Here is a 13,064-nt window from a genome sequence, read left to right as displayed (position 1 = left end):
AAAAGAAGAAAAATAGGGAATTCCCTATATAATAACGTGAAAAATAATTTGTGCATATGATTTTTTGTAATAACTGACAAAAATATTTTTTAAATTTTCAGATTTGTATAATTATAAATTTTCCTAAACGTGATAGCGTGAAATTGTTTATCAAAATAAGCAAAGGGGTCGTGCACATTGGTAAAGGAAAATGGTAAGGCAAAGAACGAAGATAGGTCGAACAAAAAGTTTAGTATGCCACATATATATGTGATTTTATTTGTTTTCGGTGTGATTGCAACTATCTCTACATATTTAATTCCATCAGGCAAGTTTGATAGGGTTAAAGGGCCTGAGGGTAGAGAAATGGTAGATGCAGATTCATTCCATTACATAGATTCCGCACCAGTTGGTTTGGTTGATTTTATATCGATTATACCACGAGGTTTAATTGAAGCAGGAGAAATTGTCTTCTTTACACTTATCATCGGTGGGATGTTTATGGTGTTAAGACGTACAGGTATTATTGAAATTGGCGTGGATAAACTTGCACGTCAGTTTATAAATAAAAGTATTTTGATTATTCCAGTGTTAACAACAGTATTTGCGATTATTGCTACATTAATCGGTACAGCAGAGTTGTCACTCGTTTATATTCCGGTTATTATTCCGCTCATTATTGCATTAGGTTATGACTCTATAACTGCTACATCTATTGCATTGTGTGGTACTGTAGTCGGCTTCACGGTCGGTGTGTTAAACCCGATCAATACTGGATTAGCTCAAAAATTATCCGGTATTCCAACATTCTCAGGACTTGGATTACGTTTAGTTATTTTTGTGATTGTACTATTTGTAACGGTATTATTTATTATGAAATACGCTAAAAAAGTTAAAAAAGATCCTTCAATCAGTTTGGTTTATCATGATGATACTGAGAAGCGACATATGTACAAAGATATTACGAATCAAGAACCACTCGTTGCGACTAAACGACAAAAAATTGGTATCGGCGTTGTGCTCTTATTCTTTATCATTCTTGTATACGGGGTTATTACTCAAGGATGGTTCATGGTAGAGATGTCAGGTCTTTTCATAGTTATGGGTATTGTAGTAGGTCTCGTAACTGGATTGAATACGCGTGAAATATGTGAGTCTTTTAATGATGGTTTCAAAGATGTATTAATGGGTGCGATTATTGTAGGGCTCGCACGTTCAATCGCTGTTGTACTTGAAGACGGAAAAATTATGGACAGTATCGTTCATGGATTAGGTTCTGTTATCGATGGAGCAACACCAACAGTAGCAGTAGTCGGTATGTATATCGTACAAGTGCTGATTAATTTTATTATTTCTTCAGGAAGCGGACAAGCTTTAGTGACAATGCCGATTATGGCACCATTAGCAGATATGCTAGGTATAACAAGACAGACCGCAGTCTTAGCTTTCCAATTAGGAGACGGCTTTACACATGTCTTCTATCCGACAAGCGGGTACTTTATGGCAGCATTAGCAATCGGAGGCGTATCATATACAAAATGGATCCGATTCTTCTTCCCACTCTTTATCGTATGGGGTGTCATTTCAATCATTTCATTAATCTTTGCACAGTTGATCGGTTGGTCGTAGGGAGCAGGACTTAGTAGTTAGGAATTATAAAAGGTAGACATTCAATTTTGGAATTGAATGTCTATTTATGTATGAATAAATGTTCTATCTTATTGGAAAGGTGAATATATAGGGACTGGATATTGCAAGTGAGGTGCGACAAGCAATGTTGAGAGCTCGAATGTTGCAAGACAGGTCAAACAAGCAATATTGGGAGCTCGAATGTTGCAAGTGGGGCGTGACAAGCAATGTTGGAGCCCTGAATATTGCAAGACAAGGCAAACAAGCAACATAGAGCCGTTGTATGTTGCAAGACTGACTAAACAAGCAACATAGAGTCGTCGTATATTGCAAGACAAGGCAAACAAGCAACATAGAGCTGCCGTATGTTGCAAGACTAATCAAACAAGCAACATAGAGCCCATCTATTTATCAAGACAGCCCAAACAAGATAAATACAGCGTCTCTATTTATCAAGACAGCCCAAACAAGATAAATACAGCCTCTCTATTTATCAAGACTAACCAAACAAGATAAATAAGCGCCTTGTATTTATCAAGACTGACTAAACAAGATAAATACAACCTCTCTATTTATCAAGACTAACCAAACAAGATAAATACAGCATCTCTATTTATCAAGTCTGATCAAACAAGATAAATACACCCGCTTTATTTCCAACTCCACGCCATCATCCAATAAACAAAAGCAGTAGTGGCCACCACAGCCACTACTGCTTTTTCATATTTACACTTAATCAAATGTAATCATTTCTGACACATATAATGCGATGCGGATGTTTAATGATTGTGATGGGTCTTCGATATTTGTACCAATAAGATTACTACATTTGTTTATACGATATTTAACGGTATTTCTATGGATATATATTTTCTCTGCTGTCTTAGTAATATCACATTGGTTATCCATATAGACTTTTAATGTTTGTTTTAATTCTAAGTCTTTTTTAGTCTTTGGATAGCTAAGTGGACCGAGTGTATGTTTCACAAATGGTAAAAGTTTCTCTTGTGGTATGAGTTGCAATAATTCTTGTATATCTTTCGAATGGTACTGGGAAATGAACGCTTTCTCATTGTTGAATAAACCGTTCTCGAATGCTTCGTTTGCTTCGAAAAATGATGAAGGTAATTGCGCGAATTCAGTTACTTCATTGCCGACACCGAAAGAAATTTGGTCTTCGAAATAATCATTATAGCTGATTTGTAATTGTTTAATCATTTCAAGATGATTGTCTTGTTTGTTCTGTATTAAAATGGCGAATCGATCATTACTCGGTAATCGGTAAACGCTGATGTATGAGTCGATTTCGGATAATTTATCTGTTAACCATTGAAACGTTAATTGGTGTAGTTCGTTTAAATAATAACTATTTTCTAAATTATTTTTAGCATCTATGCCACAAATGATGATTTGATAATAGTCTGACGGATAGATGTAATATTGTCTTAATAAATCTGCATGTTTTTTGATAGATAATGCTTGTTCACTCTTGTTGTAGACGAGTGACTCGAAGAAGCGGTTAATGTCGTTTTTTTCGACTTCTTGAATTTTAGTGTTTTTGTACAAGGCGAAACTAAGCACGCTCACAACTTGTTCGATTGTTAAAAGGCTAAATGGATAAGACAGCTTATTCACTTGAGATACCATTAAGTAATATGGGAAGTACGTGTAACCCAATACTTTAAAGATGACATGGTCTTTATTTTCGAAGACTAAGTTATTTTTATCTTGCGAGAGTTCCTCTTGTTGATGTGCATTGAAATAAGCGATGTGTTCAGATAATAATGACTGACTCTGTCTATAATGATGGCTGATCGCTTCCGGTTTCTTAAACGGATTAAATAATATGATAGGTACACCAAGTAATTTACTCATGCGTTCGATCATATTATCAATGCTGAATCCTTTAATAAGCAGCTGGTTCAGTTCTTGTTGAACTTGTAATGCATAATTTAATTTGCCTGTTTCAGAGTCGGATATAAAGGATGAAATTTCATGCGTAATCTCACCTAAGTTCCAACTTTCAGGAATTTCTATTAACGGAAACTGCAATTCGTCTGCAAAATCAATCACATCTTGGTCAATTTTATGTAAAAATCTTGAGACTTTAATACCAAGACCAGCTGTTTGAATGTCGCTCAAATCTTTAATTAATTTCTTTAAATTCTCCTGATTATCTTGAAAAAGTACGCCCGTTGTTAAGATGAAGGCATTGCTAGAAGTAAAATGTTTAATGTCATTGTTCTCAGTAATATCTAAACTTGTTACTTCAGAAGATAAATCTCCTTTTCTATTAATAAGCTCTAAACCTTTAAATTGAGGTATAGATAATATTTCGTTTAGAGTTGTCATCATAAGACCTCCCGTTTTTGTTTATCTTTCAATGAAGATTATATAAAAGTGAAAACGATTTTTTACAAATGAAACCGCTATTTTTTGTTAAAATGTTATGTGTTTTGTTCAAAATGACCAATAATTTTTATTTCTAAAATTTATTATACACAAATTTTGTACGAAACCTATAATTTTAAATTCTATATATGTTAAGAACTACAAAGAAAAACGCTTACATAAGTCTTACACTTGTATATGAAGAGTTCATAGCTAGTTATTAGCTGATTAAGTCAAAGGAGACATATAGAATGGCAAGAGAAGCAAACGAGGTGGCATTAACTCCAGCCGAATTTGAAAAACGTGGCTATAACAAAGATATAATGCCCAAAACGTCAGCACAAAGAAATAATTCGGCATTTAACTTTTTTACATTATGGATGGGTGCCGTTCATAATATACCCAACTATACTGCAGTAGGTGGATTTTTATTAATCGGTTTATCACCATTACAAGTTATTTTCGCATTAATTTTAAGTTCATTTATTATTGCATTATTATTAGTAGCAAATGGTTATGCTGGTTCTAAATATGGTATACCTTTTGCGATGCAATTGCGTCATACATACGGAGATGTAGGTGCAAAGTTACCAGGTATTCTACGTGGTGTTGTAGCTGGTATCGCTTGGTTTGGACTTCAAACCTTTGCTGGTTCACAAGCACTATTAATCTTATTGAATAAGATTTTCCCTGGATTCGCTGATATCGGAAGCGGTGTGACGATACTAGGTATTTCAATTCCTGGATTAATCGCATTCTTAATTTTCTGGGCAATCAGTTTCGCAATTGGATTTGGTGGTGGAGAAATTCTTAATAAATTCACTGCAGTATTAAACCCACTGATCTACATTGTATTTGGTGGTATGGCAATCTGGGGCGTCATGGCTGCAGGAGGCGTTGGCAACATTTTAGATTATGAAATTTCAACGAAGTCTAGTGGCATTATTTACCCAGCGATTTTATCATTTATTTTAATCTTTAATTCATTATTAGGTGTATGGGCAGGACCTGGTGCAAGTGTATCTGACTTTACTCAAAATGCGAAATCTACGAAGACGCAAATTGTCGGTCAAATTTCAGGTATTGTTGTTGCACATATCTTATTCGCGATTGCGAGTGTATTCATTATTATTGGTGGTTCTATTTATTTAGGTCATCAAGAGTGGAACATCTTAACAATCATTAATGAATGGGATAGTTTCTGGGCAATTCTCATATCAACTGGTGTATTATTAATGACAACGATTTCTACAAATGCGACAAGTAATATTATTCCAGCAGCATATCAATTAAGTGCGTTATTACCGAAATGGATTAATTATCGCCGTGGTGTAGTCATTGCTTCAGTATTGAGTGTTGTGATTATGCCATGGAAAATGATGGAGAACGAGGATAGTATCTTCGTATTTTTAAATGCTATTGGGGCAATACTTGGACCTGTAGCCGGTGTTATGATTGTACATTTCTATATTGTGTCTAGACGTCACATTGATATAGATAAATTGTATTTTGATTTACGTGTAAAAGATCAAAAAATACCACGCATTAATATTTCAGCATATGTTGGAACAATTGCTGGTGTTGTGATTTCATTACTTGGATTCTTACCAGGATTCACAGTGATTTCAGACTTTTCATGGTTTATCGGCTTTATTGTAGCCGGTGGTGTTTATATCATTTTACATTATGTATTTCATGCAGATAAAAGTAAAAAAGAAGGAGTGGCATATAATGAAGTATGATTTAATTATCAAAAATGGTTTAGTTATTTTAGAAGATGGCGCGCAAAAAGTTGAAGTTGGTGTCAAAGACGGGAAAATTGCAGCGATCGGACAAGAATTAGGAGAAGCTGAACAAATTGTTGATGCTAAAAATCAAATCGTGTCACCAGGTATGGTAGATGCTCACGTGCATATTACTGAACCAGGTGGCGGTTACCGTGACGGATGGGAAGGTTACGTGACGGGTACAAATGCAGCTGCTAAAGGTGGCGTGACATCATTCGTTGAAATGCCATTAAACCAAGTACCCGCTACTACAGATAAAGCTTCTATCCAAGCTAAATTTGATGCAGGTAAAGATGAGTTAGCCGTAGATGTTGCAAGTTATGGAGGATTAGTACCTTATAACTTAAACGGTGGTATTCAAGAATTAGATGAAGCGGGCGTTGTTGCTTATAAAGCATTCTTAGCAACTTGTGGTGACCGTACAATCGAAGGTGATTTTGAAAATGTTGATGACTATTCATTATATGAAGGTATGAAACAAATTGCTAAAACGGGAAAAATCTTATCTATCCATTCAGAAAATGCTACAATTACAGATCGTTTAGGTGAAATCGCTAAAGAAAATGGTGAAACAACATTAAGTGCATATGTGGATTCTAGACCAGTATTTACTGAAGTTGAACCAATCCGCAAAATCGTATTATTCGCTAAAGAAACAGGTTGTCGCGTGCATATCGTACACGTTGCTTGTGAAGAAGGCGTTGAAGAAGTAATCAAAGCTCAACAAGAAGGTGTAGATATTACATGTGAAACTTGTACACACTACTTATACTTCTACAAAGAAGAGTTAGATTCAATCGGACCAGTTGTTAAATGTTCACCACCAATCCGTGAACAATCTCGATTAGAAGGTATGTGGGATCGCGTATTAAACGGAGACATTAACTTCGTAACATCTGACCATTCACCATGTACGCCAGATTTAAAAGATACTGACAATGCATTCGAAGCATGGGGCGGTATCGCAGGATTACAAAATAATGTAGACGTACTATTTGACGAAGGCGTTCAAAAACGTAACATGTCATTACAAAAATTTGCTGATATTATTGCAACAGCACCAGCAAAACGCTTTGGACTAGATACAAAAGGAAGCATCGCACTAGGAAAAGACGCAGACTTTGTATTTATTAAACCAGAAGCACCATATACATTACAAGCAGAAGACTTAGCATATAGAAATAAAATGAGTCCATATATTGGTCGAGAAATCGGCGCACAAGTTACAAAAACAATATTAAGAGGACAAGAAATTTATGATCAAGAAACAGGCGTAATAGAAGAACGCTTAGGACGCTTTATTTAAGAATTATAAATAAGGAAAGGCAGGGACCATCGCGGTGTCCCTGCCTTTTTTGTGTTGGATGGGGTGGATGGTATGAAGATGTGAGTTAAAGAGGTAATAAACTCACGAGATTGCCAAACATGTGAGTTAAAGAGATAGTAAACTCACGAGATCGCCAAACATGTAAGTTAAAGAGGTAGTAAACCCACGAGTTCGTGAAACATGTGAGTTAAATATGAAATAAACTCACGAGATCGCCAAAGATGTGAGTTAAAGTTGTAATAAACTCACAAGATCGCCAAAGATGTGAGTTAAAGTTGTAGTAAACTCACGAGATCGCCAAAGATGTGAGTTAAAGAGGTAGTAAACTCACGAGATTGCCAAAGATGTGAGTTAAAGAGATAGTAAACTCACAAGATCGCCAAAGATGTGAGTTAAAGCATAAGTAAACTCACAACTCCGGACATCCCCGCACCCAACCCCCTCAACATCCTACTCCAACACGGTGTCGAGCTTGGCTAGTTCGATTGTTGTTTGTATGAGGAGGTTAATGCCTTTTTCGATTTGGTCTGCTGTGACGGATTCTTTTGGTGAATGACTAATACCTTCTTTACATGGTATAAAGATCATACTTGTTGGACATACGGGTGCGATGATCATAGCGTCATGTCCTGCGCCACTGTACATATAATTATATGTGTATCCTAATTGCTGACAGTTGTCTTCGTTGATTTGTGCAATTTTATGATTGAAACTACGAGGTGCGTCTTGACCTAAATCTTCCAATTCATAATGTGCATTGCGATTATCTGTTATGCGTTCGATTTGTGATGTGATTTCATCAACGACTTGTTCTCGTACGGCTTCGTTCTTCCCTCTAATATCTATTAAAAGTGTGACTTCTCCTGGTATGGCATTCATTGTATTTGGATATACATTTGCATAACCGACTGTTGTCACAATTCCTTTGTCATGATAAGCACGTCCAATTTCTTCGATTTTTAAAATGATTTCTGCGGATGTTGTCAGTGCATCTATTCTCATTGGCATAGGTGTTGAACCTGAATGACTCGTCACGCCTTGAATTTTTAATTTGAAACGATGCGGACCTGCTACATCTGTCACAATGCCGATATCTTTATGTTTCTTCTCTAAAATTGGACCTTGTTCGATGTGTAATTCTAGAAATGCTTTAATATTGTTTCTTTCAAATAATGCTGCTTTACCATGCATGTCTTGAGCGAGTGGTGCGACAATATCATAAAGTACATTCCCGTCGTTATCTTTAATATATTTCATATCTTCTTTCGTCATATTGCCCGTGAGATATTTACTACCTAATGTCGCTTCATTAAATCTAGTAGATTCTTCACAAGCAAAAGCAATGATAATAATGGGATGATCCGTTTCTATTTGATGTTTATTTAAATATTCTACAACTTCCAACGCACCAACAACACCAAGTAGTCCGTCATATTGCCCGCCGTCTTTAACCGTATCTATATGAGAACCTAATACGACTGGTTTAAGGTCTGGATTTTTACCTTCTCGACGCGCAATAACATTTCCGAAGAAATCAAAGTAGACGTCTAGACCAGCTTTTTGGCAAAGCATTGAGAATTTAAGTGCTGCTACTCGTTCTGAATGTGTAAAAGCAATTCGGTTAATACCACCATTTTCAGGATTACGCGCAAATTGATTAAATGTTTCTAGATTTTCCATGACATTTTGAATGTTCATCATTTATCCCCCTTGAACTAAGTTTGATGATTGACTTAAAAATTGTACGGCTTGTTTATACAGTGAAATACTTGTTGGTGTTACTTCGCGATCAAAATCATGTTGGTCTAAGTCGAGCGTCTCTAAATGACTATGCTCTATTTGTCGGTGAATATGTTCACTTTCACTATACGGAACATCTGGGTCGCCTTTGCAATGTACAATAAAAGTCGGTGGAAATTGTTTCAATTCTTTAGGCGAAATATTATACGCACTTGCTGTAGAAGATTGAATAGCTAAATAAGATAACCATTTCGCTTGGCCACGTACATATAAATAAATCGGATATCTCGTTTGTAATGAGCCAAAAGTTAATGGATTAGGTTGTATAAGTTGATTTAATATCGCTGGTGTAATTTGAGTTGATAAAGCTTGGTATTGTGCGTTCGGTCTTAAAAATGCAGGAACATGAACACGTGAATAGCCATAAAAATCAAGAATGCCTGCAACTTCACGATAACGAGCAACCATTAAACTTAAGAATCCACCCGCTGAACGACCAAACGTATAGATTGGTAATGCCTCATATAAGGCACTGATTTCATCATATTGAGCTAATGCATCTGAGATAATCGTATCAATCGGACTTTCCGGTGCCAATCGATAAGAAACGAGTACAAGATGGTAGGACTCTGTCAAAATATCTATATATGCTTGTGGTAAGTCATCACGTTGACCAAAAATTAATCCGCCACCATGAAAGTATATGATAACCCCTTGAGGATTTTCATTTTTAGATTCGATGATGGTATAAGGTAATTGAAAACCATCATTTGATAAACACATTGAATGATTTTGAGTCAAAACAACTCAGCCTCCTAGAAGATATATTTTCCTAATCATAGTATCTCAAATTAAATTTAGGTCGTATTTGTATAAAACATATAAAAGTTAAGCTAATTATTGTATGTTTTGTGAATGATAACAAAAATGTAACCGCTTATAATAGTAAGTGACATGAAAAGGAGATGAATTATATGGACATCCGTTCTTCTTTCGAAGCGCTAGATAAACAGTTTACTTCATTTGGAGGTTTGACAGGTGGCGGTATTACACGCTTACTTTATTCAAAAGAATGGTCAGACGCTGTTCGCGCATTAAAAGAAACATTAGATAAAGAAGGATTTGAAGCACAATTCGATGACATTGGTAACTTAAGAGGTCGTATAGAAGGTAGTAAATACCCAGAAGAAACGATTATGTCTGGTTCTCATATTGATACAGTTGTTGAAGGTGGCCATTTAGATGGTCAATTCGGTGTATTAGCAGCACTTGTAGCGATGCAATCATTGAAAGCAGAATACGGACATCCATTACGTTCTTTAGAAATTTTAGCTTTAGCAGAAGAAGAAGGCAGTCGCTTCCCATTTGCATTCTGGGGTAGTAAGAACTTCTTCAACTTAGCAGGTAAAGACGATGTAGATACAATTGCTGATGCTGAAGGTGTTCAATTTAAAGATGCAATGCGTGAAGTAGGATTTGATTATCGTACTGAAGACAATGACTACAGTCGTATTAAAGCATTTATCGAAGTTCATATTGAACAAGGAAAAGTGTTAGAAACAGAACAAAAATCAATTGGTGTCGTTAACGGTATCGTTGGACAAAAACGTTATACAGTTAATTTAAATGGTGAAGCAAACCATGCAGGTACGACACCAATGGGCTTAAGAAAAGATGCTGTCATCGCATTTAGTAAAATCGCGACACAATTGACAGAACGTGCAAGAGAATTAGGAGATCCATTAGTATTAACATTTGGTCGCGTCGACCCAGTACCAAATACCGTAAATGTTGTGCCAGGTGAAGTGACATTCTCAATCGATTGTCGTCACATTGACCAAGATGCATTAAATCAATTCGCTGAAGAAATTGATGCATGTATTAAACGCGTATCTGAAGAAGAAGGCGTTGAACACGATATTGATTTATGGATGGACGAAGCACCAACATTAATGAATGAAGATTTAGTTAAGACAATCGAACGTGCTGCTGAAACAGTCGTGGGTGAATCAGATTGGAAACTGATGTCTTCAGGTGCAGGTCACGATTCACAAATCTTCGCACAATATGTACCAACTTCTATGTTGTTTGTGCCATCTATAAATGGTGTGAGTCACAACGTTGAAGAAGAAACAAATGTTGAAGATTTAGTAAAAGGTATCGAAGTATTGAAACAAGTCTTATATGAACTTGCTTATCAAGAATAAATAAATTTTAAAAAATAGAGATAGAGAAAAGGAGTATTGATCATGGGTTACATTAATCATAATCAAGGTTATAGAGAAGGACTATTAGAAACACGTTCAGTTATTAAGAAAGACAACTATGCAGTTATTACACCAGATGGTTTAGTAAACAACGTTGTACCAGGTTTCGAAGATTGCGACGTTACAATTTTAGGTTCACCAAGACTAGGTGCTCGCTTTGTAGACTACTTAGTAACATTAAAAAATCAAGGTGGAAATAGACAAGGCTTTGGTGGAGACGGCGTTCAAACATTTATTTACGTTGAATACGGTAAAATCAACGCATATGCAGATGACAAAAAATATGAATTATCAGCTGGTGGATACTTATATGTACCAAGTCACCAAGTTATGACTTTTGAAAACAGCAATCAAAATAATGATAGCCGCGTATTTTTATACAAAAAACGTTACCAACCTTTAGAAGGATTCACACCTGAAGTTGTAACTGGAAATGTGAATGACATGGCTCAAGAACCTTATGAAGGTATGGAAGAAGTTACAATTCTTGATTTATTACCTAAAGAATTAGCTTACGACATGAACATTCATATCTTGTCATTTAAACCAGGTGCTTCACACGGATATATTGAAACACACGTTCAAGAACACGGTGCTTATGTATTAAGTGGTCGCGGTATGTACAACTTAGATAACGAATGGCAACCAGTTGATAAAGGTGATTACATCTTTATGGGCGCTTATGCACCACAAGCAACTTACGCTGTAGGCTTAGACGAACCATTCGCTTATATTTACTCTAAAGATGCAAATAGAGATATCGAAATTTAAGGAAGGTTGTTAAGAATGGCAGAAGAAGGATTAGTATACGTAGAACGTGGAAAGCTGCGCCAGTTATTTAAAGACAAACTGACAAATGCAGGTTTATCTGAACAACATGCTGATAAGACAGCAGATTTGATGATATTTGCAGATGAGCGCGGTATTCATTCACACGGTTCTGTGCGTACACAATATTACGCAGAACGTATTGCAAAAAAAGGATACAATTTGAATCCAGCATTAACATTCACAAAGACAGGTCCATCATCAGGTACTTATTTTGGAGATAATGCAGTTGGTCACTATGTTGCATATGAAGCAATGGAAGAAGCGATCAAGTTAGCTAAAGAAAGTGGTATCGGTATGGTCGGCATTAAAGAAATGGGCCACAGTGGTGCGATTGGTTACTTTGCTGAACAAGCGGCAAAAGAAGGTATGGTCGCTTTAACAGTATGTCAGTCAGATCCAATGGTTGTACCATTTGGTGGTACAGAACCATACTTCGGTACAAATCCAATTGCTTTTGCAGCACCACGTAAAAATGGTGAACCGATATTATTTGATATGGCGACAACCGTGCAAGCTTGGGGAAAAATCTTAGATGCACGTTCTAAAAACAAATCCATTCCAGACACTTGGGCAGTAGACAAACAAGGTGAGCCAACGACAGATCCATTTGAAGTCGCTGCGCTATTACCAGTCGCTGGTCCTAAAGGTTATGGATTGATGATGATGGTCGATATTCTAGCAGGTAGCTTGTTAGGTTTACCTTTCGGAAAACATGTTACATCAATGTATGAAGATTTAAGTCAGTATCGTAGATTAGGACAATTTCATATCGTCATTAATCCAGCATATTTTGGTGATGAAGAACAATTTTTAACACACGTTTCTGAAATGGTTGATGAACTTCATGATATTAAACCGGCTAAAGGCTTTGATCAAGTTTATTACCCAGGTGAAATTCAAGAAGACGTTAAAAAACGCTACAAAGAAAGTGGCATACCGATTGCCGAAAGTATTTATGAGTATTTAATATCTGATGACATTTATTAAATAGCTGAGAAGAAGTGAAAGAGACAATTGAATGTTATGAATGACGACTGTCGACATTTAATATCGTACGTCTTGAGTACCTTCTTTTTTTACGGCTAAAATCATGATTTTATGTATATAAATTAC

The 13,064-nt window shown here is 36.1% G+C and carries 9 protein-coding genes; 6 read left to right on the top strand and 3 right to left on the bottom strand.

Annotation, left to right across the window (positions count from 1 at the left end):
* The first annotated feature begins 234 nt into the window (after positions 1-234).
* Positions 235-1,608, top strand: coding sequence for a YfcC family protein (locus tag LQ617_RS05780; protein ID WP_481816972.1), 1,374 nt, complete (start codon positions 235-237; stop codon positions 1,606-1,608).
* A gap of 732 nt (positions 1,609-2,340) precedes the next feature.
* Here LQ617_RS05780 and LQ617_RS05775 read toward each other — a convergent pair.
* A complete protein-coding gene (locus LQ617_RS05775; protein ID WP_204253165.1) occupies positions 2,341-3,960 on the bottom strand; it encodes a PucR family transcriptional regulator in 1,620 nt (539 codons plus the stop codon).
* A gap of 290 nt (positions 3,961-4,250) precedes the next feature.
* On the opposite strand from LQ617_RS05775, the gene allW reads away from it, so the two are divergent.
* Both allW and allB read left to right on the top strand, forming a co-directional pair.
* Positions 4,251-5,741, top strand: coding sequence for an allantoin permease (allW, locus tag LQ617_RS05770; protein ID WP_239739884.1), 1,491 nt, complete (start codon positions 4,251-4,253; stop codon positions 5,739-5,741).
* Positions 5,731-7,092 carry an allantoinase AllB gene (gene allB / locus LQ617_RS05765; protein ID WP_239739883.1) on the top strand — a complete coding sequence of 454 codons (1,362 nt, stop codon included), beginning with the start codon at positions 5,731-5,733 and terminating at the stop codon, positions 7,090-7,092. The genes allW and allB overlap by 11 nt, the downstream gene beginning before the upstream one ends.
* 471 nt (positions 7,093-7,563) lie before the next feature.
* On the opposite strand, the gene LQ617_RS05760 is transcribed toward allB, so the two are convergent.
* Positions 7,564-8,811: a Zn-dependent hydrolase gene (locus tag LQ617_RS05760; protein ID WP_239739985.1), complete on the bottom strand. Its 1,248-nt coding sequence runs from the start codon at positions 8,809-8,811 to the stop codon at positions 7,564-7,566.
* Positions 8,812-8,814: 3 nt separating this feature from the next.
* Positions 8,815-9,654 (bottom strand): alpha/beta hydrolase, encoded by an 840-nt coding sequence (locus LQ617_RS05755; RefSeq protein WP_239739882.1) that lies wholly within the window; start codon positions 9,652-9,654, stop codon positions 8,815-8,817.
* Positions 9,655-9,827: 173 nt separating this feature from the next.
* On the opposite strand from LQ617_RS05755, the gene allC reads away from it, so the two are divergent.
* From allC to allD, 3 genes are read left to right on the top strand one after another with little or no spacing between them, the layout of a single operon-like run.
* Complete coding sequence (allC, locus tag LQ617_RS05750; protein WP_239739881.1) at positions 9,828-11,060, top strand: allantoate deiminase; 1,233 nt, start codon at positions 9,828-9,830, stop codon at positions 11,058-11,060.
* A 42-nt stretch (positions 11,061-11,102) separates the two neighbouring features.
* Entirely contained in the window at positions 11,103-11,891 is a 789-nt protein-coding gene (allE, locus tag LQ617_RS05745; RefSeq protein WP_204258782.1) for a (S)-ureidoglycine aminohydrolase, read from the top strand.
* Between the two features lie 15 nt (positions 11,892-11,906).
* Positions 11,907-12,938 (top strand): ureidoglycolate dehydrogenase, encoded by a 1,032-nt coding sequence (allD, locus tag LQ617_RS05740; RefSeq protein ID WP_037590278.1) that lies wholly within the window; start codon positions 11,907-11,909, stop codon positions 12,936-12,938.
* The last annotated feature ends 126 nt before the right edge of the window (positions 12,939-13,064 follow it).

The organism is Mammaliicoccus sp. P-M59, from assembly GCF_022386135.1.
GTDB lineage: Bacteria > Bacillota > Bacilli > Staphylococcales > Staphylococcaceae > Mammaliicoccus > Mammaliicoccus sciuri_A.
The sequence above is the reverse complement of the archived record's forward strand: the minus strand, read 5'-3'. Positions and strand labels throughout refer to the sequence as shown.

Bases quoted from the DNA above. Each gene is read 5' to 3' on its own strand.
- LQ617_RS05780 (WP_481816972.1), top strand. From the start codon at position 235: ATGCCACATATATATGTGATTTTATTTGTTTTCGGTGTGATTGCAACT.
- LQ617_RS05775 (WP_204253165.1), bottom strand. From the start codon at position 3,960: ATGACAACTCTAAACGAAATATTATCTATACCTCAATTTAAAGGTTTA.
- allW (WP_239739884.1), top strand. From the start codon at position 4,251: ATGGCAAGAGAAGCAAACGAGGTGGCATTAACTCCAGCCGAATTTGAA.
- allB (WP_239739883.1), top strand. From the start codon at position 5,731: ATGAAGTATGATTTAATTATCAAAAATGGTTTAGTTATTTTAGAAGAT.
- LQ617_RS05760 (WP_239739985.1), bottom strand. From the start codon at position 8,811: ATGAACATTCAAAATGTCATGGAAAATCTAGAAACATTTAATCAATTT.
- allC (WP_239739881.1), top strand. From the start codon at position 9,828: ATGGACATCCGTTCTTCTTTCGAAGCGCTAGATAAACAGTTTACTTCA.
- allE (WP_204258782.1), top strand. From the start codon at position 11,103: ATGGGTTACATTAATCATAATCAAGGTTATAGAGAAGGACTATTAGAA.
- allD (WP_037590278.1), top strand. From the start codon at position 11,907: ATGGCAGAAGAAGGATTAGTATACGTAGAACGTGGAAAGCTGCGCCAG.